This is a genomic window from Blastopirellula marina, from assembly GCF_002967715.1.
GTDB classification, from domain to species: domain Bacteria; phylum Planctomycetota; class Planctomycetia; order Pirellulales; family Pirellulaceae; genus Bremerella; species Bremerella marina_B.
The window spans coordinates 416,822-440,862 of record NZ_PUIA01000035.1 but is presented as its reverse complement, the minus strand read 5'-3'; the positions used below and the strand labels follow the sequence as shown (position 1 = coordinate 440,862).

The 24,041-nt window shown below is 54.6% G+C and carries 16 protein-coding genes and 1 tRNA gene; 13 read left to right on the top strand and 4 right to left on the bottom strand.

Features of this window, described 5'->3' with window-relative positions; all coding sequences use genetic code 11:
• The first annotated feature begins 207 nt into the window (after positions 1-207).
• The 11 genes from C5Y96_RS11725 (at position 208) to C5Y96_RS11675 (ending at position 11,707) form a co-directional block, all read left to right on the top strand.
• A complete protein-coding gene (locus tag C5Y96_RS11725) occupies positions 208-1,176 on the top strand; it encodes a BON domain-containing protein (RefSeq protein ID WP_158261194.1) in 969 nt (322 codons plus the stop codon).
• A gap of 319 nt (positions 1,177-1,495) precedes the next feature.
• Positions 1,496-2,098, top strand: coding sequence for a hypothetical protein (locus tag C5Y96_RS11720; RefSeq protein ID WP_233198925.1), 603 nt, complete (start codon positions 1,496-1,498; stop codon positions 2,096-2,098).
• A gap of 263 nt (positions 2,099-2,361) precedes the next feature.
• A complete protein-coding gene (locus tag C5Y96_RS11715) occupies positions 2,362-3,147 on the top strand; it encodes an AraC family transcriptional regulator (RefSeq protein WP_158261193.1) in 786 nt (261 codons plus the stop codon).
• A 158-nt stretch (positions 3,148-3,305) separates the two neighbouring features.
• Entirely contained in the window at positions 3,306-3,971 is a 666-nt protein-coding gene (locus tag C5Y96_RS11710; protein WP_105353317.1) for a DUF1080 domain-containing protein, read from the top strand.
• Positions 3,972-4,327: 356 nt separating this feature from the next.
• Complete coding sequence (locus C5Y96_RS11705; RefSeq protein WP_158261192.1) at positions 4,328-7,279, top strand: tetratricopeptide repeat protein; 2,952 nt, start codon at positions 4,328-4,330, stop codon at positions 7,277-7,279.
• Between the two features lie 24 nt (positions 7,280-7,303).
• Positions 7,304-8,146 (top strand): MotA/TolQ/ExbB proton channel family protein, encoded by an 843-nt coding sequence (locus C5Y96_RS11700; RefSeq protein WP_105353386.1) that lies wholly within the window; start codon positions 7,304-7,306, stop codon positions 8,144-8,146.
• A 24-nt stretch (positions 8,147-8,170) separates the two neighbouring features.
• Positions 8,171-8,590 (top strand): ExbD/TolR family protein, encoded by a 420-nt coding sequence (locus C5Y96_RS11695; RefSeq protein ID WP_105353313.1) that lies wholly within the window; start codon positions 8,171-8,173, stop codon positions 8,588-8,590.
• 3 nt (positions 8,591-8,593) lie between these two features.
• Entirely contained in the window at positions 8,594-10,702 is a 2,109-nt protein-coding gene (locus tag C5Y96_RS11690; RefSeq protein ID WP_105353311.1) for a prenyltransferase/squalene oxidase repeat-containing protein, read from the top strand.
• A 205-nt stretch (positions 10,703-10,907) separates the two neighbouring features.
• Positions 10,908-11,126 (top strand): twin-arginine translocase TatA/TatE family subunit, encoded by a 219-nt coding sequence (gene tatA, locus C5Y96_RS11685; protein WP_233198924.1) that lies wholly within the window; start codon positions 10,908-10,910, stop codon positions 11,124-11,126.
• A 92-nt stretch (positions 11,127-11,218) separates the two neighbouring features.
• A complete protein-coding gene (locus tag C5Y96_RS11680; protein WP_233198923.1) occupies positions 11,219-11,569 on the top strand; it encodes a twin-arginine translocase TatA/TatE family subunit in 351 nt (116 codons plus the stop codon).
• Positions 11,570-11,633: 64 nt separating this feature from the next.
• Positions 11,634-11,707, top strand: a tRNA-Val gene (locus C5Y96_RS11675).
• A 120-nt stretch (positions 11,708-11,827) separates the two neighbouring features.
• Here C5Y96_RS11675 and C5Y96_RS11670 read toward each other — a convergent pair.
• Positions 11,828-13,126, bottom strand: a complete 1,299-nt coding sequence (locus C5Y96_RS11670) for a DUF4910 domain-containing protein (RefSeq protein WP_105353306.1) — start codon at positions 13,124-13,126, stop codon at positions 11,828-11,830.
• 11 nt (positions 13,127-13,137) lie between these two features.
• Positions 13,138-13,968, bottom strand: a complete 831-nt coding sequence (locus C5Y96_RS11665) for an AAC(3) family N-acetyltransferase (RefSeq protein ID WP_105353305.1) — start codon at positions 13,966-13,968, stop codon at positions 13,138-13,140.
• A gap of 322 nt (positions 13,969-14,290) precedes the next feature.
• Here C5Y96_RS11665 and C5Y96_RS11660 point away from each other — a divergent pair, with 322 nt between their 5' ends.
• Positions 14,291-15,307: an alpha/beta hydrolase gene (locus tag C5Y96_RS11660; RefSeq protein ID WP_105353304.1), complete on the top strand. Its 1,017-nt coding sequence runs from the start codon at positions 14,291-14,293 to the stop codon at positions 15,305-15,307.
• A 281-nt stretch (positions 15,308-15,588) separates the two neighbouring features.
• Positions 15,589-21,651, top strand: a complete 6,063-nt coding sequence (locus tag C5Y96_RS11655) for a hypothetical protein (protein WP_146115631.1) — start codon at positions 15,589-15,591, stop codon at positions 21,649-21,651.
• Here the strand turns inward: C5Y96_RS11655 and C5Y96_RS11650 are convergent.
• Both C5Y96_RS11650 and C5Y96_RS11645 read right to left on the bottom strand, forming a co-directional pair.
• Positions 21,648-22,508, bottom strand: coding sequence for a transporter (locus C5Y96_RS11650; protein ID WP_105353292.1), 861 nt, complete (start codon positions 22,506-22,508; stop codon positions 21,648-21,650). The genes C5Y96_RS11655 and C5Y96_RS11650 overlap by 4 nt on opposite strands.
• Positions 22,509-22,656: 148 nt before the next feature.
• Positions 22,657-24,033 carry a DUF1552 domain-containing protein gene (locus C5Y96_RS11645; protein ID WP_105353290.1) on the bottom strand — a complete coding sequence of 459 codons (1,377 nt, stop codon included), beginning with the start codon at positions 24,031-24,033 and terminating at the stop codon, positions 22,657-22,659.
• Positions 24,034-24,041: the final 8 nt, after the last annotated feature.

Sequence of the window (24,041 nt, the reverse complement as noted above, 5' to 3'; positions counted from 1 at the left end):
CTCGCAAAATCGAAAAAACACTGCCTTTTGGGCCAACCGTTAGCCGAATGAAGGGAAGGCAGAACCGTTGTGAACGGTATCTGCGCTACTACAAGTAGATCCCGTAGATTGAAAACAGATTCCAGCTTCGGCCGCTTCCCGTTGCGGAACCAATCGCTGGATAGCAGTAATCAACGCGTGAAGATGAATTTCCTAGGAGGGGGGACGATGTCACGTCTAATTCATTTGGCGATCATTGCGGCTTTTATGGCCGTGCCTGCGATCGCGATGGGTGGGGATACCGAAATTGCCCAGTCCATCGTTAAGCAGCTGCAAGCCAAGAAGTCCGAAGGGAGCCTGAAGGGCTTCAACATTGGTTTGCGAGTGGAAGAAGGGGTCGTCTGGCTGGAAGGCCACGTATCGAACCCTGAGCAGCATGATCTTGCGATCGATATCGCTCGTCGTGTTTCTGGTGTTGAACGCGTTGTCGATGGTGTCCGCATCGAAGGCAACGTGGTCGCTCAGCCGGAAGCTACCGAGCCGGTTTCCGCTCCGCGTGATTTGGCTGCTGGCGACCTGAGCAAGCCTGCTCCACAGTTGCAGGCCGCACCGATGATTCAGGAAGTTGCTCAGCAGGTTCCTGCCGTCCCGCAGATCATGGAAGAGCCTATGCTCGAGCCACAAGGCGGATTCAGCTTCTCGCCGGTCCAGCCGGTCAATGCTGAGGCACCTAGCGAAGACCAAAGCGTTTTGGCCAACCAGCCAACGCCAGCCGCTCCGCTTCGTCAGCTGAAACCAGTTCCGGCTGGTCAGCCACGCCCGATCCCAGCTCAGACGCCTGCTTACCAGGTTGCTGCGAACAACAATGCTGCCGCAGCCAACACCCATATGGCTCAGCAGCCGATGGCGGCTGTTGCTCCGCCGGCATACTACCCAGCACAGTACGGATACGGTTACTACCGACCAGCTCGGTACGACCACCCGCACATGCCTGGCTACGCTTGGCCTGCCTACGCGGCTCACCCAAACTACGCGGCTGTTGTTTATCCGCGTCAGTACTCGCCGCAAGCCTGGCCATACATCGGCCCATTCTATCCTTACCCGCAAGTTCCACTGGGATGGCGTAAGGTCGAAATGGAATGGAAAGATGGTTGGTGGACGCTGGACTTCAAGGCCCGCCGTCACAGCTCCTTCTAAAGAAGATGTCTGTCACGCTCGCAGCTCTGCGGGCGTGGCATGACCTTCGAGGACCCCCTCAAGCCTTCGCAACTTCGGCGGAGGCTTTTTTTATGCACTGCCTGCATTGCTCGCCGATCGCGCAATTTGCGAATTGGGTGTGCTAGCGGCCGCATTGCTTGAATTTTCGAGCTAGGCGGAAAAAGCCGCAAGTTTGTTACAGCTTCACACGATAACTAGTTACAGATAAGCGCCCACTTCATGGAAGAAGTGGTTATCCGGTGGGTCGGATTGATAGGGGCCCAGCCCTATATCGCCCTGGAAGGCATTGAGGAAAACGATGAAACGAAGCATTCTTAAGCTCAGCTTGATCTTGGGTGTGGGGTTGTCAGCATTGAGCAGCACCGGTTGTACGACCCAGGGCCCCTACTTGGGCCCACTGCTGTTCCCGATTCCTGTGTCCCCATACTACATGGACGCCAAGGAAGACGAGTTCCACGATCACGAACGTTATGAGCGGGCTCCAATCCTGCCGCCGATTCCTCCGGGAGCTCCGCATGTTGCTCTGGATCCGCCAAGCGACGACGAAGTGATGCAGGCCCTGGAACGTGCTCGCCCAGTTGAAGGTGGCCTGCCGTTCCTGCACGAAGTTCAACGCAACAACGTGCGTATCACAAAGCAAAAGATCGCCGACTACGTCGATCCTCCACGAGTCATGCCGCTTGTTGGCCCAGTTCAACTGCACCATGCTCACTACAAGTGCACGATCTACTACACCGAAGTGAAGCGAATTGGTTGGCCGATTCCACACACCCTGCGAGATGAAGACACTCGCGAAGTGATCTACATCGACCACAACCACCTGCACCGTGTGGGTAACATCCAGGAGGACCTGCCGGGTCCGGTTGGGCCAACGCCTCACGCACCGCAAACGCCGCTGTAAGCCGCAGCAGGCCTCTAGCGAACGCTAACTAAGCGTCGGATCCTTCCCGGGTCCGACGCTTTTTTTCGTACACTCAGAGATTTATCTTGATGTTTTCGTCTGCCCGATGTTTCACCTATCGCCGAATCTGGGTTATAGTAATGCCGATTTGAGTTAGGTTAGGGAGCGTTTCTCCCCTTCGAGCCAACCTTGGGCCCATGTTGAATTTGACGCCTTCACTGACAAATCGCGCCTTGGAAGAGACCCTGCCTTCGTGGGGGGTCTTGATACTCGAAAGTCACCACGGCCCCGACTTCGAGATGGAGTTTCGCGTCCACGACTTTGTGAAGGTGCTTTACGTTATCTCGGGTAGCGGTCACGTGCATGTCGCGGAAGATCGCTACGAGGTCGGCTCACGTGATATGGTCGTGGTGCTGCCTGGTCGTAAGAATCGCGTCGAAGACTCCCCTAACTCGCCGATTTCCTGCTATGTGCTGTGTGTGCATCGCTCGCTCCTTTCGTTCGACCCGCAGGCCGTCTCGGCTTTGCCACTGGGACTACTGCCGCGTCAGTCGCATTTTGCCCAGCGTATCGAGCGCCGTTTGCGACGGCTGCTATACCAGCAGCTTCAGAATAGTCCATTAACGCCATTGGCGATGGTTTCTAATGGGCTGGAGATCCTCTCGCTGATTTCCAGTCACCGTGTCGACAAGTCGGAAGGCTTGACCGATCTGTCGCAAGAGCCCGGTGTCGACGAAATGGTGGCCTATATTCGCCATCTGGATACCCACTTCTTTGAAGCGACAACAATTGACGAGGCCTCCAGCAGTATCGGGGTCCCCCGTCGTCGCTTCACCCAACTATTTCGTGGCGTGACTGGTCAGACTTGGTTGAACTACGTGCAAGAGCTGCGTGTCGAGCATGCCTGTAAGCTGCTGGAGACCACCGATCGCCCGATTACCTCGATTGCGTTCGAGTGCGGTTTTGCCGAGCTTTCGACTTTCTACCGTGCATTTCGCAAAATGCGCGAGGTAACGCCCAGTGCCTGGCGTCGAGCCCGCGCCGACTGATTGGTCAGCCATTGCCTTTGGGCTGTCAGTTAAAACGCGCGTTGAATGGTTTAAAAATAGATCGCTTTGTGCTTTGACGCGCGCTGATATCTCGCGCAAAATGATATTTCTCAATTTGACCCACCTCTATTTTCACACCTCCTGACGAGAATCACACAATGCGAACGCTTCTGGCTTCCCTTCTGTTGGGCTTGTTGATCGTTGGTCCGTCCGTTTCTGTTTCCGCTGCCGAGCCTGAGGAAGGCTTCGTTTCGATCTTCAACGGCAAGAACCTCGATGGCTGGGTTGGTAACACCAAAGGCTACAAGGTCGAAGAGGGGTGCATTGTCTGCGATCCGAAAGCAGGCGGCGGCAATCTCTACACCGAGAATGAATACGCTAACTTTGTCTTGCGATTTGAATTCAAGCTGCCGCCAGGAGCGAACAATGGCCTTGGTATCCGGGCACCACTCGAAGGAAACGCCGCCTACAACGGGTACGAACTCCAGATCCTGGACAACACTGCCAAGAAGTATGCAACCCTGAAGCCGTATCAGTATCACGGTTCGCTCTACGGCCTGGCACCTGCCAAGCGTGGTCACCTGAAGCCCGTCGGCGAATGGAACGAGCAGGAAGTGACTGTGGATGGCGATCTGGTGAAGGTCGTGCTCAACGGCACCGAAATCCTGAACGTCAACCTGGAAGAGATTCGCAACAACCCCACGCTTGACGGTAGCGAACACCCAGGCCTGAAGCGTTCGACTGGGCACATTGGTTTTCTGGGACACGGCGATAAGGTTGAATTCCGCAACCTGCGTTTGAAGTCGCTGCCTGAGAAGAAATAGTCTCTCTTAAAGCAGAACATATCGAATCAACGAACCCCTTTCATGGAAATGGAAGGGGTTTTCTTTTGGCGGCAATGCATAGGAGCGGCTTGATGTATTTGGGGCGTGTTGCCCAATGAATTTCGTAATTTGCCGCTAGCAGCGAATCGGAATTCCCGACGTTCTTTGAAATCGCCAGTGCTTGCGCTAATTCAGGTAAACTCCGTCGTTCAGGCAGGACGATTTTCTTATGGGAGACATCGTGGTCCGTTCGCATGAGTTCGGACCGCTCTTCACGTGAAGCGATGCTTGCGGATATGATTTCCGCGACACACTCCCAGTTCTCAAGGATCGAGACTGCTGCACGGGTTCAAGGAATGAGACCCTCTTTTCAAAAGCTATGGCTTGTTGTTGTATTCGCCCTGGTCGCGACCGGGGGTGCTATGGCCCGAGCGGAACAGGCTACCGACCAATATCGGATTGCCTCGTTCCACTATGCGCGGGGTGATTGGCAGCAGGCGATCGATGCATTCGATCAGTTCCTGGCCCAGCATCCCGATCACTCGCAGGTCGGCATCATTCACTTTTACCGCGGCGAGTCGCTCGTTCAGTTGTCGCGCTGTGATGAAGCGTTGCGTGCCTACACGCTCTTTCTGAGCAAGCTGCCAGATCATAGTTTCGTGGAACACGCGGAGTTTCGCGTTGCCGAGTGCTACTTCCTTTCCGGACAGAATGAAGCAGCCAAAAACGCATTCCAGATCTTCCAAAGCAAGTATAAAACCAGCAAGCTGATTCCCCACGCGTACCCTTACCTCGCCGAGATCGCAAGCAAAGAGAAACACTGGGACGAAGCCATATTGATGTATGGCAAATCGGTGAAAGCCGCGGCCACGCCAAGCATCGCCGTGGAGTCTCGCTTGGGATTGGCCCGCTGCTATGGTCAGACTGGCGACTGGAAAGAAGCGGGGCTTGCCTACGAACAGTTGCTGATCGATTTGAAAGAGCATCCCGGAAAATATGCCGCCGGCAGTATTGCCCTGGAGGCTGGGATCGCGGAATTCAAGGCCGCCAACTACCGCCGTGCCGTCGACCGCTTTGAATTAGCCGCCAAAGAAGAACCCAAGCTTGCCGATCAAACCAGCTTCTGGATTGCCAAGACGTATTACCAGGTGCGCGACTGGCCCAACGCCGTCGAGCGTTTGCAGCAACTCAAGACAAGCAAGTCCTTGCCTGAATTCCAGGACGAAATCCACTACCTTCTGGGCAAGACATCGCTCGCTCAAGGAAACACCGAGGATGCCATCGCTCTGTTTAACGAACTGAGCGTAGCCTGGTCCGATTCTTCTTGGACCGACGAGGCCCTTTATCAGTTGATTACGATTCATCTGGAAAGTGGAGACCTCGCCGCCGCTCAGGTTGCCTGGCAGCAATTGTCTCAGCGAACGCAGCCCAGCGGATTGACCGTTCGAGCCCAGATGAACCTGGCCGCCCAGCTACAAGCAAGCGACGCACACGAGAAAGCTCTCGAAGTACTGCAGCCTGAGTTTTCCAATCTCGATGCCGAGGTCGCCCAGGTCCAACGCCGCAAGTATTTGATGGCCGTATCCCTCTTTGCGTTATCCCGTAAAGAGGAAGCGAAGCAGTTGTTGGAAGCTCCCGAGGCAATGCAGGCCGGCACCTACCGTGGTATGTCGCGCATGCTGTTGGGACTGATCTACAGCCAGAACGAAGATTGGATCAAAACGATCGATGCGTTGGATGGCGCGTTGAAAGACTTGACGGCAACCGAACAACGCAACCAGGTTCAGCTCCGTCGCACGACTGCCCTGCTCCACTGCGATCGGGTGACAGAAGCAAAGGAGGCCTGGCAGCAGGTCGATCATCGACGGATCGCCGATGCGACCTACCTGAGCGAAGTGGTGCAGATTGCTGGGGCCGCTTACCGAAACGGTGAAATCGCTTGGGCCAAGACGCTTTACGAGGAATTGGCCGCTAAGGACAATGCCGAGAAGTTTGTCGAGCAAGGCCTGGCTGGTCTGGCCTGGTGCCAATTGGCAAACTCCGACGCCGCTGCCGCTACCAAGACCCTTGATCAACTGCTGGAAAAGAATCCCAATAGTGCGCTTGCTGTTGGTGCAATGTACCAACAAGCCCAGCAGATGGAAGAATCGGACATCGAACTGGCCATCGGTCGCTACCAACAGTTGGCCAAGCATTATCCCCAGGATCCTTTGGCGGCTCATGCCAAACTGCGATGTGCTTCGCTGCTGGATCAACTTCAGCGGGACGCCGAAGCGGAAGCCATTTTGGTGGAATTAACCGAAAGCCAGCCTGACGTACTGCCGGTTGAGGACCTCTGGTATCGCCTGGCATGGGTTCGCATGGACCAGAAGAAGCAGGACGAAGCGTTGGATGCGTTCGAGCAGATCCACCAGCGGTTCCAGGATAGCGATTTGTGGGAAGACTCGACCTATCGCATCGCTGAAGCCGCACTCAATGCCGGCGACATCGAGAAGGCACGCCAGTATCTGCAGAAGCTGCTTGAGAAAAAGGGACAGAGCAAAGTCGCCATGTTTGGCCGTTACATGCTGGGCCAGGTCGAAGTTCAGGCCGGCAACTGGCAGGACGCGATCGGGCACATGGACGCCGTTGCCGAGCATGTCGCCGACGAGCCCCTGCATAGCATGGCTATGTTCTGGGGTGGCGAAGCTCGTTTTCGCAGCGAGAAGTTCGACGATGCCAAGGCCAAGTTCGAGCAGATGTTGACTGACAACCTGGGACGCGATTTAGAAAGCTTGCCGGTTGCCGAAATGCGGTTGGCTCAAATCTTCGCCCATCAAGACAACTGGGAAGCCGCATACGAGAAGGCGTTGGAAATCGAGAACGATTATCCCACCTTCTCCCAGGCCCACGAGCTTGATTACCTGATGGGACGTTGCCTCGCTCGCCAGGGCGAATTCCAGAAGGCACGTGCCGCTTACACGAAGGTCATCCAGTCGCCAACTGCCCAAAAGGGAGAAACGGCTGCCATGGCTCAGTGGATGATCGGCGAGACCTTCTTCCATCAAAAGAACTACGATGCGGCCGTTCGGGCCTATGCCCAAGTCGCATCCAATTACGAAGCCTTCCCCAAGTGGAAAGCGGCCGCATTGCTACAGATCGGCAAATGTCACGAGATTCAAGAGAACTGGGAAAAGGCGACGCAGTACTACACGGAAGTACGTACTGACTTCGAGAACACGCCTTTTGCCCCCGAGGCGGAGACACGCTTGAGCGTCGTGCGTCAGCGCACCTTGCAAGCTCAACGGGAAGGGACAAGGACCAAATAAATGATCAGTCATGGGGTAGAATGGATGCTCACCTCACACTTTCGTCGATCCTTGGCCTACGGTGCGCTGCTGACAATTGTCTGGGGGTGTTTGACCTCGAGTCTGCTTGCACAAGGAGCGGTTGAGCCTGCTCCTCTTCCGCCCGGTTTACCAACATTGGGTGAAGACAATCCCATCCCGACGAAGAACCTGTTGCAGGTTTTTCATGACGGTGGGCTGCTGATGTATCCGATCGCACTCTGCTCGTTTATTTTGCTGGTGTTCGTCTTTGAGCGAGCCATCAGCCTCCGCCGCGGACGCGTGATTCCACGCCCCTTCGTAAAGCGATTCATCGAGCAGGTCAAAGACGGTCGCATCGATCAAGATCAGGCCCTCGCGCTGTGTGAAGAAAACCAGAGTCCCGTCGCCGAGGTCTTCGCGGCCGCCGTGAAGAAATGGGGTCGCAGCTGCGTGGAAGTTGAACAGGCCATCCTCGACGCCGGCGAACGCGTCACGTCGCGACTTCGCCAGTACCTGCGACTGTTCAACGGTATCAGCACAATCAGTCCCCTGCTGGGGCTGCTGGGGACGGTGCTTGGCATGATCAGTGCGTTCAACGCAATTGCCGCCAACGGAGAAGCAGCCGGCCAGCGAGAACTTCTGGCCAGCGGCATCAGCCAGGCACTGCTTACGACCGCGGCTGGTATGACGGTCGCTTTGCCGGCGCTGATTGCCTACTTGTTCTTCTCGGGCCGAGTCGATCGCTTGATCATGGAGATCGACCTGCACAGCCAGGAAGTCGTCAACGCGATTGCCTCGGATGGTTGGAAAGACAAGAAAAAGTCGCCATCTCGTCGTGCGTCACGTTCCACCGCGAAAGCGGCCTAGTCACACCCAATCAGGGAGACGGTCATGCCGCTGAAAACGCATCACGAAGAAGCTCCGGCACTGAACCTGACGCCGATGATCGACATCCTTTTTCTGTTGATCATCTTCTTCATGGTCGGATCGAAGTTCACCGAGATGGAACGCTCGGTCGACCTGGACGTGCCGCAGGTAAGCGACATGGGGGCGCTAACCGCCGCACCGGAAAAGAAAGTCATTAACATCTTTCGCGATGGCCGCGTGATGCTGGGAACCCAAGAGGTCAACCTGGAAGACCTCAAGACGCATCTGGCCGCTTCCCAGGCCGAATACAAGGATCTGGGGGTTCTCGTACGAGGAGACAGCGACGTTCCGTTCCAGCAGGTTGCCACGGTGCTCACGACGGTGCGCCAGGCAGGGATCGCCGAGATGGCCATTTCGGTTCGCCTATCGAACGAGCGGAGGTAGCCCATGACTGCTGCTTCGTTCGCTTTCCTCGCGGAGCTGAGTCAATCGACGTCCCAAATTGTGTGGGGCGTTCTGTGGGGTGGTCTGGCATTCATCACCCTGTCGCTTTTGATCCTCATGCAAACACGCTGGGGGCAAGCTCGGCCGGTGTCGAAGTGTGTCGTGCTCTCGATCTTCGCTCACTTGCTGCTGATGACCTATGCCCAGGTAACCGACTTGTTCGCCCCGACCGGTGTCGGTAACTCGGCACCGGTAAATATCCGCCTGAGCCAGATCGACTTCCAACAAGAAGACCAGTCCGAATCAAACAAAGAAGTCAAACCGTGGGACCAACTGGCCATGTCCCCTACGCCGGTCGACGGCCTGATGACACCGCTCGAGCGGATGGAAATGCCGTCGCCTGACATGCCGATTCCCTCCATGCCGCAGCCGCCGATGCCCAGCCTGCTGCAGCGAAATTGGGATATCCCTCAGCCGGAATTGCCGCCGGAACAAGTCGTCGAAAGCCAACTGCCGGCGACCGGACCGCAGCCTGAAATGGAGATGACATCCACTCCGGTTTCGGCCAAAGAGATGGCACCTCCAATGCCTGCCGCGGCAACGGCGCAAGTTGCCAAGCAGGCAGCGCCGCTGCCGATGCCTCAGCTCGATCGGGCAGATCGTAGCATGCCCCAGATTCGCAGTGCCCCGCTGCCCACGCGAGTGGTTCGCGATCCGTCGAACGACGTACAGATGCTACGCGATACAACAGCGAACACCGATTCGGCCGATGCGCTGCCAGGCGAACGAGATCAGCTTTTGGCTTCGACGAACCAATTGGAAGCGATGGCGATCGGCCAACGAACGTCGCAAAGTTCGACCGCTCTGGATGCGACTTTGGCCTCGTTGCATGGAAACCAGATGCAGGATTTGTGGGCCAGCCGGATGGCGGCTCGTAATCTGCCCCTACCCCGAGCGACACGTACACGCATGGATGCCCAGCCGTTGCCACTGATCATGCAGGCCCGCGTGGTCGAGGACTCCGGGGCATGGATCGAAATGATGGGTGGCTCGAAAGACATCGAACCGGCTGTGAACTCGGCGCTTGAATGGCTGGTCGCCAACCAGGAAGACGACGGCCGCTGGGACGCCGTGGCCCATGGTGCCGGACAGGAAACGAAAGTCGCCGGGCACGATCGCCAGGGGGCCGGTAACAACGCCGACATGGGAATCACCGGCCTGGCGACGCTGGCGTTTCTGGGCAAGGGACATACACATCTGGAAGGGAAACATCGAGTTGCCGTTCAAAAGGCGCTCGAGTACCTGGTGAATCACCAGCATCCCGACGGCTGCCTGGGTGGTCAGGCCGGTACCTACGCCAAGATGTACTGCCACGCGATGGCCTTGCTGGCGATCAGCGAAGCGTACGCAATGACCAAGGACGAGCGCATCAGGCCGTTTCTCGACCGCGGGCTGGCTTATACGATCTCCGCACAGCATCCACGCATGGGTGGTTGGCGGTATCATCCCGGCGACCGTGGTGACATGAGCCAGTTTGGTTGGCAGGTCTTGGCGCTGCACAGCGCGGCCCTGTCTGGCATCGAGATCGACAAAAATACGCGCGAGCTGATGACGCGGTTTCTGGACGAATCGTCGGCAGGTCCAGCTAAGGGGCTCGCCGCCTATCGGCCTGGTGAGAAAGCAAGCCCTACGATGACGGCCGAAGCGCTGACGTGCCGTTTCTTTCTCGGGATCGAAAACTCTCCGAAACAGATCGAAGAAGCGACCGAGTTTGTCATGTTAAACGAACCAAACCGTGAGGATATCGACTTTTACTACTGGTACTACGGAACCCTGGCCATGTACCAGATGCAGGACGAATCGTGGAAGCGATGGGCCGGCAAGCTGCAACCGAAGCTGCTCGAATCTCAGGTAAAAGGGGGAGAATTCTCCGGAAGTTGGGATCCAAAGTGTCGCTGGGGGGGCTATGGGGGCCGGGTCTATTCAACGGCCATGGCGGCACTTTCCCTGGAAGTTTACTTCCGTTACTTGCCTATCTACCGCGATTTCGAGGCCGAAATGCCCCGAGTCGCCGAAAAACCGGTACCATCGGTAGCGATTCCCCGCTACTAGGCAGGCTCCACCAAATTGAGACCCTTTGACATCACGCCCGGTCTGCATAGAATAGAGAGTCGGAATTCAATCTAACACGTTCCGTTTTTTATCTTGGGAACCGCACGAGTTTGGTTCTGGTTAGACCCACCCGGGTGCTGACTCGCTTTCGCCGACTTGTTTGCGTGTATTTTCAATGCTCTAAATTTGAGTGTGAGGATATAGCATGATCGGTATGAATGATTTAGCGTTAGTTGGCTTTGGTATGCCCGGTATCCAGGAAATGATTATTATCCTGGCGATCTTCTTGCTGCTGTTTGGTTCGACCAAGCTGCCTGGTTTGATGCGTAGCATGGGCCAGAGCGTGAACGAATTCAAACGCGGAATGAACGACACTTCGGACGATTCGTCCGACCACGACAAAAGCGAAGCCCCCAAGGCGTAACTCGCGGCAAGTCGCAAGCGTTCATTTTCAAGCAGATTACCTGGCAGCGATGACTCTCAAGTCGCTGCCCGATGGAGTGAAACATTCTCGCAATGTTGCATGAAATAGGAACATCGTCGGCACTTCTCGGCTTCTTCGGCAGTATGGGCATGCAAGAGATGGCGGTCATTGGTGTGATCGCGATTCTGCTGTTCGGCAAAAATCTGCCAGGCGTGGCCAAGACCTTCGGAAAGTACTACGGCGACTTCAAACGGGGCCTCTCCGACATCCAGTCCGAGTTCCACAACGCGACAAGGGAGGTTGAGGATTCCGCGAGCAGCGGGTATAGTTCCAAGAGTTCGCCCGCACAGTTTGATGATTACGACGACTTCGAAGAGGCCAGCGCTCCGAAATTCGAGCCCCCGCCCCAATCGTCGACGCCGGAGAAATCGGAACTTGCCTGATTCAGGCGAACCTTTCGGCCCGTACGTCCGACCTATAACAGTGGACTACGTCGGTTTGTAATTGGGGCGATTAGCTCAGTTGGTTAGAGCACTGTCTTCACACGGCAGGGGTCGTTGGTTCGAATCCAATATCGCCCACTCAAAACACCTCGTGAAATTCACGAGGTGTTTTTTTTGTGGATATTCAGGCCAGAAGATGGCCAAGGTCTGTGGATAAGGAATTCATATTGCGTCTCTGGGAGTTCGGTCATGGCTTGATCAGTCGTATTCGAGGAGACCTTCTGCGGCTAAATTGTCAACATGCTTGCGGAGTTCCCAAGCAGGCGCGTCGATGATCTCGCCTATTTCGAGCAGGCTTTTCGTTCCGTCACTGTAGGCGAGGAGATTCATCATTTGCCGCACGTGATTGGCACTCCCCTTCATGCTCAAATCAGGATACAGGCCTCGTTTCCCTAATTGAGGCTCGCAGGGAGTCGTCGCTTTCGGAACACAATCTTGCTCAAGGACTTCCAGGCATCGGATCAATGCCATGTAGCCACCGAAAAGTCCTTCCGGCGAAATGAGAGACAGATCATCGAGAGACGTATGGTACTCTGGATACATTCCGTACTTTGTCCGCATGACAGAAGCCACAGGCAAATCTATCCCAGGGCTGCAATATTGACGTTCGTCACTGCCGCGATCCAAAAAAGTATACTGCTTATAATCGGGAGCCATGTGCCGGAGAACATGTTGCCCAACTCGATCAGCAACGGTATTTCCCGCTCGGGAAGGGAGAAAGGAATAGTCGCGATTATCTCCAACACACGAGATATTGAATCCTGCAATAACACCTTTCTGCATTTCTTCCTTGTGAAGACTCAGGTACGCAATCGAGCCAATCGTTTCAGGGATAAACACGATCCGGTAACGATAACGTCGACTGTGAAGTTCCTTGATCCATTTAGCCAGGAACGTGGCCACACACGGTCCCGACAATTCGTTGTTACCCATTGATGGATGACAGACGTAGGTCGACAAAAAGACTTCTTGGTCCGATGATCCTGGCAGCGAAATCTCACCATAGGAGAGACTTCCCTGGGTCAGTTCGCTGTCAATTTTGACGTGATACTCGCCAGGTTTCAGGCCTTTTCTTTGATGGTCTGTCAAGCAAAATCCCCAACGCTCCTTGTAGTACGAGGTGACGTAGGGGATCGCGTTTGGTTGTTCTGGCACCGAGTATAGATGGGATTGCAACTCGTCCAGGGACATTCGCTGATCAACGGGGACCGAATAGCCCATAACGTGCAGATTCGATCTTTTAAAGTCAACGATCTTCTCTCCTGAAGGATCGCATATCCAGGCATCACGAATGTTCCATTCTTTGGGAATTGTCCAGTCAAAACACGGTGTGCCCGTTGGGATCTCATGGACTTGCAGTTCTGGGATTTCCTGTTGAAGTATGCCCAGGGTTTCACGGACACCGTTACCCGTAATGCTTCGACAAATCGGAAATAGCTGCTCAGCTAACTGGTAGATCAAATCGCCATTGGGCAATGGCTTGCCGAGGTAATTCATGGAACGCTTTTTTACTCAAAGTCAGATAAAAGAAACCTGCGGCCAAGTCGCTCGTATTCCGGGACTGCCCAGGCTTTCGTAGCTTCATCAAGCAAGTAGAACGGATCTTCCTCCATCGCTTTAACCCAGTAGTCCATCAGCTTTGACGCTGAGACGACTCTGGCAACTACTTGGCTGTCTTGTCGGAGTTCCGTAAGAATCCCCTCCGCTTCTGCCTCTGAAATAAGACGTGGCCAATCATAGTCGAGGTGTTTTCCCATGGGACGGACGTGATAGATGTACTCAACGCTACTAGATTGACCAGAAGCATCGATGACCTCGCCAGAAAAGCTTTTGTCGTAGCGATAGATCGGGCTACCGGCTAAAGACTCCGCGAAGTGAATCATCGTGATTGATGAAAAAGGAGCGCCGTAAAACAAAATGCTGCCATCGCGACGATACAACTCAGCGAAAATACTTTGGTCGCCAAAGGCGTAACATTTTCCTGATGGACTTGTTTCCACGGCAACAGAGCCACTGCCGCACGTTGAAAAAATAGGGTCAGGGCTACGCCATACATTTTCTAGTAGTCGTCGAAATTCTCCTAATGGACCAACTTGACAAGGGGCCTCTCGTAAGTCGACATAGCCACTTTTGGTAAAATCATAGTTAAAGCACGGTGTCCACAGATCGCGTTGACCAGCGACTTCGTGCAGGACACCAAGATGATTGGTGAGCAATTCATTTCGTCCTTTCGCTTTGTCAATGAAGCATCTAGTTTTCAGCATGTCGGAATGAACAAACAGCGGTCCATCGCTCATTGCGTCGATCATCGCTGCTAGATCGTCACGTGGATGAGTCATGAGAGTTAACCTAATCGAAATTGCTAAAGATCAATCATGCTAAACGAACTTGGAGGATGCTGTTGTGAATCACATTTGCTGTATCTGTTGATCCCAAGGAGTTTTGCGGAATCTTAACTCGTTGACTCAAGAAATCTTGATCGACCGCTAACGCTGACATGGCGATTCTCGCCGTTAACGTCTTTGGATGAGAAATCCCCCGGCAAGCATCGCCGGGTTTTTTTGTCCCTCATGCGAGTTCTACTGGCACACTGCTTTTGAGGGGTGTAGGCTGCAGGGAGGTCAAGATTCCATTTCTCGACGAGTGAAAGTGGAGCCAGGCATGTCTGAGAATACGTCGAGTTTGCCTCATCAATCCGTACCGGTCGATGCTGGCACACGGTTGAGCGTTACCTACTCATTTCACGAGTCGATCTGCCCCGTGAGCGATAGGATTCTGGTCGTGCATCATGGGATCCTTCACACGCGAGAGCATTTTCGATCTTTCATCGCCGAACTGAACGCATTGGGTTTTCATGTCGCGATGATTGACCAGCAGTCGGAATCGGCTTCCTTTCGCAACTGGATCGGGCTGGGCTCGTATGCGACGGGGATGGCTGCGGCCTGTCGACGGATCGAAGAGCAGCAGGGAAAGTCGATCGGTGGTTTTATCTACCATTCGATGGGAGCCGCGATTGGGGAGAAGATGCAGGGACGCGCCGAGAACCAGGCGATGCGCCTGCCAACGGTATTCCTAGCACCCATACCTGTGCTGGGAGCCTGGCCGATCTTTACGCGTCTGCTGTTTGCCCGGCCTGGGGATCTGTTGTGGGCCGTCTTGATGCGAAGTGTTCTGTCGTTGGCACAAACAGAGGAAGACGTTCGTAAGCTATTCTTCGATGAGGAGGCACCGCTGGAGCTTGTCCACGCGTGCCAGAAGAACTTGAAGCATTCTCCTTTTTATGCGTACCTGCAATTGACGTTTCGCTTCATTCGAGTCTTTCCTATCCGGCATAACGAACAGAAGAATATGCTGGTTACCAGCGATTCCGACTACATCTTCAATCCGTCTGAGTACCCGCGGACCTTGAAGCTGTATCGAGCCGGTGAACAGCATCCCAATGGGGGCCAATGGCTAACGATGGGCAAGATGCCTGGCGGGCACGATCTCTTCATGGCATACCCGCAAGAGGCCGCCGATTCGATTGCCATGTTCTTCCGCGATGCCTGGGGCTTGCCCGCTCCGTCTGGCAGGCAGACACGGGTTGATCAGCCGCACAAGGGGCTGCCCAAGCCAAATGAGCACGCCGAGAAGCACCAAGCCACTTCGCAGCAAGTCGGTGGCCGTGGCGAGTCTTAGCCGCAGGTCGTACTTTACGGCACAATAAGTATTTGTGATGTTTGCCACGTCCCTCCAACTCTTGCATTGACCCGTGCCTTCATGGCTTTTAAGATCGCTGCATGCCTCTCTGTTAGGGGATATGCAGTCCGCCTTGCCGGTAGGGTGTGTCTTGGCTTCGGTTTGCCCCGGTATGTCATCTTCCTGGACGGTTGGGCAAGCGTTGGCGACCTTGTCTCGTCTCGATGCTGAAGTGATAGAGGGCTTCCCTTCCCTCTGCCGTAGAAAGATTCTTGCGTAGTATGAGCACCTTCTGGCGAAGCAACCAGCGGAAAAAACGTACCGGTCGAGCATCCCAATTGGCAGGATCGTACCTGCATCACGTTCAGCATTTGGAATGTCGCCGCATGCTCTCCGGCGATCCGGTGGTAGAGAATAGTCCACCGACGGTGGGTACGCCGTTGTACGATATGGTCGTCAATTCGAGCTCAATGCCTCGGTTAATCGACTTGCAGCATTTGTTCGTCGATGACGACGATGTGATGATCTCGCTCGATTCGTTTACCAATCCCGACGTCGTCACGCCGTTTGTTTCGGGAGAGCAACTACTGCTTGAGTTCTCTGGGACGCTGGGCACGTCAGTTGTCACGCTGCGCGGGACGGACTCGCTGGGAGAATCTGTCGTCAGCAGTTTTCAGGTGAGCGTCCGCCATGGCAACAGTTCGATCGCGGCGACTGTTTCCGATGTCACATCCATCAAGCCGGTGGGAACGGTAGAGCATGTCTTGTCGCCGCCAGATACCCTGCACGAATGGGAACCGGCTGCGCTGGAGATCTGGTACACCGTCGGCAACGATACACCGGATGAACCGTTTGATTTCGGCATTCGCTTTCAAGCCCTGGACAGCTATTTCGAGCAGCCTACCGCGAACGCCACGCTGGGCAGCGACATGACCATCGAGCACGAAACGCTCTATGGATGGCACTCGACCTTCGCTCAAATCCACGATCTCGATCTGAGTTCTTACCTATTGGGCGATAAGGTACTGATCGCCAGTTTCGTTTATCCGCTGCCTGCCGAGTCGAGCGGCGGGCTTCCCAGCGAACAAAATCCTGAATACGCCGGGCCTCATACCGACCCATTATTTCGTGTCACCGAAGCTGTTTTCATCGGTAGTAAGCTTGCCGTGATTGAGCCCTACGTTGCCAGCCAGATCGCTCCGGTCGTGTTTGATGCCAACGATGATGGACGCGTGGGGCTCGTCGACTTCGCCAGGTTCATTCAGAGTTATGGCAAGAAGAACGATGGGCTTCAATATTCGGTCAATTGGGATGCGATTCAATTCGACTTCAACCGAGACGGTCGAGTCGGACTGGCTGACTTTGTACTGATGCTAGACGCCTACGGCGAGAAGATCGGCAGTGACTTCGGCGTCGATATGCCAGGGCTAACGACTCCGATTTACTCTGCCGATCCAGCAACGGCATTGCCCAGTAGTGTGATCCCGATCACAGGTACGGTGGACCAGGTCGTCGACCCAGTCAATGGAATACTTTACGTCTTGACCAGCAGCGGACACTTGGAGCGATGGGATTACGAGAACCAAACGCTTCTTGATCGCTACGAGGATATCGCCGGATCGCCAAGTGCCCTGGAGATCGTGCCAGGGGGCGAGTTTGCGATCGTTGGAGAAGGAGTCGATGAAGGGCGTCAAGCAATTCTCTGGTTGGTCAATTTAGCCGATGGCACGAAGACACGCTGGGCGTTTAGCTTGGACTCTGGAGAGTTAGGAGTTCAAGACATTGCCATGGCGGCCGATGGCAAAATATTTGTAACGACCAGCGCATATCCAACGCACATTAACCCAATTCGGGTCATCGATTATCAAACGAACTCAACCACTAAGATGATGAGGGTTTTGGCAGAAAGCGGGGTCACTCGTACGTACGATCATTCGCTGATCTTTTTCCAAGAGAGTAATGGAGCTGAGACTTCGTACGACGCGACTTCTAGCAGCTTTGTCCCGATTGTCAGTGATTTTGATAATTTCGACTTCATTCGCACTGACCACATGGCGATAAGTCCGCTGGATGGCAGGTTCTTTATCTACCACGCTCTTCATGCGAGCGATTTACAAAGAGAGCGGATCGGGCGTAGTTATGTTTACGCGCCCATTTTCGACAATCACCGGCCTCTGCTTTATGCGGTGGATGTTGAGACGGATGAAGTTCTGGTGATGAATGGAAATAGCCTCGAAATTCTTCGGCGCATTCCTATCGGGGCAGACGTCACGGTCGATGTGAAAGTGTCGTTGTCCAGTGATTCACGGTACTTGTTTGTTAGCACTGAGACGGATGTTCGTCAGTTGGTAACAACCGTACCGGGAGCGAGCCTGGACGATCTCTTGTCCCCCACCGGTCATATCTTGGAAGGTGCCTCGGAGGATGTGCCACCCTGGATTACGATTCAGTTCGACGAGCCGGTAAAGGGGGTGACGCTCGATGATCTGACGCTTACTCAGAATGGTGGCGATAATCTGATTACCGGCCACGAAAAGTTGTTCACGATCGATGGTGGACGGACATGGATTTTGTTGGGCACCTACGACGCCATGTCCGCTCCGGGCAGCTACGTTCTTCATCTCACCGCAATTGGTGCCAATATTACCGACCGGGGCGGCAATCAGCTTGCCACTGACCTGCACCAGGTCTGGACCCACGCTACCGATTCACCTGGCAATTTGCCATTTTCCTTAGTCGGAGTACGTGATCAGCATTTTGACGAGACCAGTGGAGTCCTCTACATCACAACCGAGGACGGAACGTTGCATCGATGGGATGTGTCCAAGCAAAAGTTCTTGTCGAGCATTAAGAATGTTGCCGCACTTCCGGCGGGACTCGATACCACGCCGGATGGACGTTTTGCCTACGTGGGTGAAGGGCAGATCGGTAATCTTACGGGATTCATCTATAAGATTGATTTAGAAGATGGCAGCAAGACTTCCTATTCATTCGATAACGAACGAGTTGATAAGGGAGTCTTCGACCTGGCCGTTGGTGCTGACGGGCGTGTCGTGTTCACGGTCTATTTTTATGGATCTGGCCTTACGAAAGTGGGCTTCGTTGATAATGGGCTCGTAAGCTTTACACCGAAGTTTCTGGTGGACAACAAGCATCTTGTTACACGTAATCATGATCGTAGTACGATTTACTTTTTCTCAACGGACAAAGGGGCCGCGCCAACCATTACCTACGATGTTGGTCAACGTGTGTTTATTGAAAACCCAAACCACGATTTGGCGATTGGGGAGTCGGCCTACGGTGTTTCCGATCCGACTCGAGACATCTACTACGCGGTCGATTTTGAAACCGACGAAATCGTTGCCTACGACGCGGCTTCGAATTATCCGATTATGAGCTTTGCGATTGGGGAAAACGTCACTCGCGATACTTATAAATCGGAATTTCAAATTGGCATCAATGAAGACGGTAGTCTGATCTTTGTTATTAATGAGCACAGATTGCGACAAGTCCCCATTTCGGTGCCGCTCGGAGATCTCGTGCCTGCGGTCGGTGAGTTTGTAGGCGTGCTTCCCCGCGAACGGTACGACGGCGTCGGTACCGTTTTCGTTGCGTTCAATGAAGTGGTCAGCGGAGTGACTTGGGATGATCTTCGGCTGACGCTGGGCGGTGTGCCAATCGCATTGGATGACTCGGTAAGTATTGCCTCTGCCGACGGCGGCTTAACGTGGAGTATCGATGGACTGGCACGTTTCACCGATGCGGTGGGTGACTACCAACTGCAAATCGTTGCCAGCGGTTCTGACATTTTCGATGAGGCCGGAAATCACCTGTTTTGGGATGTCATTACGGAGTGGAAGGTGATTACGCCTGACATGGGCGGCTTGTATTTGCCATTTACTGACATAGCCGATCACCACTTTGATCCAGCGAGCGGACTGTTCTACCTCACCACCAATGACGGATCGCTGCTGCGCTGGGACCCGGTATCTCAGACGGCACTGGAAACGTTCGTCGACATTGCTGAGAGTCCCCGTGGATTAGATGTCACGTTGGATGGCCAATACGCGTATATCGGTGAGAGGTTCATTCGAGGTAACTCCGGTACCGTCTGGAAAGTCGATCTGACCGACGGGAGCAAGACAGCGATCAGGTACCATTTGGATAGTTCGCTGGAAGAAGGGGTGTACGACGTTGCGATCTCTGCCGACAACCAGGTATTTTTTACCACTACCTTCGCCGGCTCTGGGTGGAATCCACTACGCACGATTGATATTACTACCAATCTGATCACGAAGGTAAAGGATGTTCGGCAGAGTACCAGCATCGACCGAAATGCTGACGGAACGTTGCTTTTCTTTCAGGAGGCGGATAGTTCGGACGGTCCGATTTTCACTTACGACGCAGTAGGCCAAGCCTTCTCTTCTTCGGTGAACACCAACCGGTTTGTAGGTGGGCTTTCCGCAGCGGTGAATCATGATGGAACCCTGATCGCTTTTTTTGATTCGGTTTTGAACGAAAGTGACCTTTCGGTTGTATCGACCGGGGTACCTAATGTCGCAAATCTGGCGTTCGATCCGATTCGTAATATCCTGTACGTCGTTGACTTCCGTTCTCTGGATATCGTCAGCTACGATCCGATTACACTCACAGAGTTCACACGACGACCAATCGGTGAACAGGTGCCGGTCAGTTCCGAATTGTCGGTCAATGGGGATGGCAGTATCGTATTCGTCGTGAATTACTATGGCGTGTGGCAAGTGAACTTTCCCGTACCGGAAGGAGACGCTGTTCCACCTTTCGCCGTCATCGAGGATGTTTTGCCCGTCGAGCGACATGACGAGGTGGAGGCGATCACGGTTCGTTTTGATCAGGTTGTTACCGGTGTCACAGCCGACGACTTCCGGCTCACACGCGACGGTGGAGCAAACTTGCTCACCGGTTCCGAAACGGTTAGCACAACCGACGGCGGACTGACCTGGATTGTGGAAGGCCTCAGCGGAGTGACTGGCAGCATCGGTACATACGAGTTCATGCTCGTTGCCGAAGGGGCGGGAATCGAGAATCTCTCGGCGTACCCATTCATTTGGGATGTGGCCATAACTTGGGAAACCATTGACCCAAATATAAGTGGGTTCTTACTGCAGTTTACTGATATTCAAGATCAGATGGTCGACCCGGTTTCTGGAATCCTCTACGTGACCACGCTGGATGGTTCCTTGCACCTGTGGGACGCCCAGGCAAATAAGCGACTAGGTAGCTTTGAAAACGTAGCTCAGCGTCCTAGTGGTCTCGATACGTCCCCTGATGGTGCGTTCGTTTATGTCGGAGACGCACTAACGGAGTTAGGCCAAGGCTTTGTTTGGAAGATCGATCTCGCTGACGGGTCCAGGACGCGGTTTGCCTACGATTTAGGTTCCAGTGGAAGGGGCGTATTCAGCTTATCGGTTGCGATGAATGGAGATGTATTCTTCACGACACTGGGTAGCACTGGGGCGGCCATATATGAGATTGATTTCGCCACTGGTGAAATAATCAACCATCAGCGTGCCTACCGTGAAACCGAGATTGTTCGAAGTGCGGATCGAAGTGTACTGCTTTTCGGTGAAGATCGAAACAGTTCCGATAAGGTATTCACGTACGATGCCACGACCGAGGAATTCTCTAGTAACCTGACGGCAAATGCTAACGGAGGCGGAAAACCGGCCGCCGTCAACCGTGACGGAACCATCGCGGCCTTTCAGTTCGAGATACGTTCGGGGCTCGATTTCGCGTTTGACGGGGTGATTCGACTGGAGAACCAAGCCGGTTATGTTTTCGACCCCACACAGGATATTCTGTATGTCGCCGACGTACGCAACGACGTGATCGTTGCCTTTGATCCAATCAATCGAGTGGCAATGGGCACGTATCCAATCGGAGAAAACCTGTCCGGCTATGTCGATTTATCGATTTCAAGGGATGGCTCAGTCGTTTTTGTAACAACTGAGGAGGGTATTCGCGGAGTTCCTGTTGCCGTGCCGGTGGCATCTGCGATTACAAATAGTGCATTAGAAGGCGAGCCCGTCCGCATTGCTGCCTCATATGAGTCGTCGTTTCTGCAAACGCAAATTCCCATCGTATCGGGCTGGGCATCCTCGACAGCGGAGCAGGCATTAAGCCGCTTGATATTGCCGGTAGGCCCCCTGCCCTATGGCATTACTGAAGACGACTGGCAGCGTCAGTTGGGTGATCTCAATGAGACATCGATGCCTACAGACGTCGACGAGGACCAATACGCATGTGACGTCGATGACCTGTTCGACGAACGAGAAGATTCCGAACTGGAACTGCTGCTCGACTAATAACGCAGGCCCACACCCACATTGGTGAAGAAGTTGGGCGATTGGTCGTTGAGGCCCCAGCCGACGCGGACGCCGATTTCGAAGTCGGGGTTAATCAAGTAGTGCACGCCGGGGCTGATGAAGTGTTGCGTACTTTCCTGTTCGCGCCCTTCAGTGAAGATACCAAAGTATTCGACGTGCCCTTTCCATCGCTCGCAGAAAGGGACTTTGAGGACCGTCGAGGGGGCCCAAACGTTGAAGTGGTCGTGTTCTTCGCTACTGGTACTGTAACGGATGGCCGAGTCCCAGACCCAGTTGTTGGCCAGCTTCCAGCCGCCGACATAAGCCATCGAAACATTGCTGTCATTCGCTTCGCCGCTGGTTGGGGTAAAGCCCTGGACAATCAACGAACCCTCAGGCGTCCAGCCGCACTGCTCGGTCAGAAGGAACTTGGCCCCGTAAAGCAACTTGCTTTCTCGCTCGAGTTCGCCACCGTCGTCAAACTGATCAGGAACGTTACCCGAAATCGGATTGCCGGCTCCCCCGACTTCGTAGTTCCAACCCAGGCGTAGTTCGATGTTTTCGGAAATGCCGTAACGCGTGATGATTTCGGGGTAGCTGTGGGTCTCGGGGACGCCACGGTTATCGACAATCGAATAGGCCGATTCAAAGACGAAACGCCCTGTTCCCACGACCGATGTGGATGGGGTGAACGAGTCGCGATCGGTTTCGATCTCGTCCTCTTCCCCTTCATCCTCGAATTCAAATTCTTCGAAGGCGTCTTCGGCGATGCTTTCCATGGGGAACTGCGCATGGCCAACGCGAGGAGCAACCACGACGATTGCCACGAAGGTCCAGAGTATCCACAAACGAGCCATGGGTGTTAGTCCTGCACAAGCCGAAATCACGCTAAGGGCCCCCACGAAAGTGCCCCTTTATCTGAAATCGACTGTCCGAAGACTACCGATGAATCGTTCTCGGGCGACTGGCAAATTTGTCGCAATCGAAGCAACCAGGAATGCCGTGCTAGCTCCAGCCTTCCAGGTGGCCGGTACTATCGCCAAAGCTTTCGGCTTCCACTCCCATGTGACGCAGCAGCGAGACGTACATGTTGCACAGCGGCGTCTCTTTCGGGGCGGAAATGCGGCGGTTGGTTTTGAAACTGCCGCCCCCCTTGCCTGCCAGGATCAGCGGAAGGTCCTTTTCCGTATGGGAATTGCCATCTTTGATACTCGAGCCGTACATCACCAGGCTATTGTCCAGCAGCGACCGGCCTCCTTCGTCGAGGCTGCGCATTTTATCGATCAGGTAGGCATACTGGGTCAGGTGCCACAGCACGATCTTCTCGTATTGCTCCCGTTCTTTCTGCTCGTTGCGATGGTGCGACAGACCGTGGAACGACCCTCGCACGCCGTCGAGGAAGCTGAAATTACGGCCGGTTTGGGCGTTGCCAAGCATGAACGTCGAGATACGCGTGGTATCGGTCCAGAAAGCCAGGACCATGATATCGAGCATCAGACGTACGTGTTCTTCGTGGCTCTCCGGGATGCCTGGCCCGGGACGTGGCAGGTCGAAACGTCCCTCGTTGATCCAGCGCTTCTGGGGTTTGAGCGAACCCTCGATACGTTTCTCGACACTGCGCACCGATTCGAGGTATTCATCCAGCTTCGCGCGGTCCCCTTCTCCGACTTTGCCGCGAAGCGATTTGGCGTCTTCCATCACCAGGTCCAGCACGCTCGCATCGTCGCGCGCGAGTGAGTCGGCCACGGCCTTTTGATTAGGATTAAATCCAGAGACAACCGGGCCAGCCGTGGTCGTGCGGAACAAACGATCGAACGCCAGACGCGGGACGATCTCTTTCGGAACCGGCGTATGAGGATCTCGCCAGGCAATGTGCGAACCATAGATGCGGGTAAAACCACCCCCGACGTTATCGACGCCCGTGTAAGCGGCATCGACCCCCAGTTCCAACGAAGGAAGCGGCGTCCGATCGCCAATCTTGCTGGCCAGAACCTGGTCGACCGAGATCCCCCCGGTGTTAATGTCGCGCCCGGAAGTGCGTTCGACGAACCCGCCTGAGAGCCACGCCGGTACCTTGGGCCAATGACCGTTACGACCGACCGTGTTCTTGTGCCACAGGTTCTCCAGCAGCGTGATCTCTTCTTTGACATCCTTCAGCGGCTGCAGCATGGGGGTCAGCTCGAAGCTGCCGTCTTCCGTTGCGGGCGGGTTCCACTGGTCGCTGCGAACCCCGTTGGGAACGAAGAGAAATGCCACGCGTTTGGGCGGCTCGCTCAGAGTTTCCGCTCCGAAGCTACGATGGCTCATCGATTCGAGCCAAGGAAGGGCTAATGCCGCGCCGGTACCCTTGAGCAGCGTCCGTCTTGAAATGGGCTGAGGCATCTTTGTCT

Coding starts and splice junctions, on each gene's coding strand:
- tatA (WP_233198924.1), top strand. CDS start 10,908: ATGATCGGTATGAATGATTTAGCGTTAGTTGGCTTTGGTATGCCCGGT.
- C5Y96_RS11680 (WP_233198923.1), top strand. CDS start 11,219: ATGTTGCATGAAATAGGAACATCGTCGGCACTTCTCGGCTTCTTCGGC.
- C5Y96_RS11720 (WP_233198925.1), top strand. CDS start 1,496: ATGAAACGAAGCATTCTTAAGCTCAGCTTGATCTTGGGTGTGGGGTTG.
- C5Y96_RS11660 (WP_105353304.1), top strand. CDS start 14,291: ATGTCTGAGAATACGTCGAGTTTGCCTCATCAATCCGTACCGGTCGAT.
- C5Y96_RS11655 (WP_146115631.1), top strand. CDS start 15,589: ATGAGCACCTTCTGGCGAAGCAACCAGCGGAAAAAACGTACCGGTCGA.
- C5Y96_RS11670 (WP_105353306.1), bottom strand. CDS start 13,126: ATGAATTACCTCGGCAAGCCATTGCCCAATGGCGATTTGATCTACCAG.
- C5Y96_RS11665 (WP_105353305.1), bottom strand. CDS start 13,968: ATGACTCATCCACGTGACGATCTAGCAGCGATGATCGACGCAATGAGC.
- C5Y96_RS11650 (WP_105353292.1), bottom strand. CDS start 22,508: ATGGCTCGTTTGTGGATACTCTGGACCTTCGTGGCAATCGTCGTGGTT.
- C5Y96_RS11690 (WP_105353311.1), top strand. CDS start 8,594: ATGACTGCTGCTTCGTTCGCTTTCCTCGCGGAGCTGAGTCAATCGACG.
- C5Y96_RS11695 (WP_105353313.1), top strand. CDS start 8,171: ATGCCGCTGAAAACGCATCACGAAGAAGCTCCGGCACTGAACCTGACG.
- C5Y96_RS11710 (WP_105353317.1), top strand. CDS start 3,306: ATGCGAACGCTTCTGGCTTCCCTTCTGTTGGGCTTGTTGATCGTTGGT.
- C5Y96_RS11705 (WP_158261192.1), top strand. CDS start 4,328: ATGAGACCCTCTTTTCAAAAGCTATGGCTTGTTGTTGTATTCGCCCTG.
- C5Y96_RS11700 (WP_105353386.1), top strand. CDS start 7,304: ATGCTCACCTCACACTTTCGTCGATCCTTGGCCTACGGTGCGCTGCTG.
- C5Y96_RS11725 (WP_158261194.1), top strand. CDS start 208: ATGTCACGTCTAATTCATTTGGCGATCATTGCGGCTTTTATGGCCGTG.
- C5Y96_RS11645 (WP_105353290.1), bottom strand. CDS start 24,033: ATGCCTCAGCCCATTTCAAGACGGACGCTGCTCAAGGGTACCGGCGCG.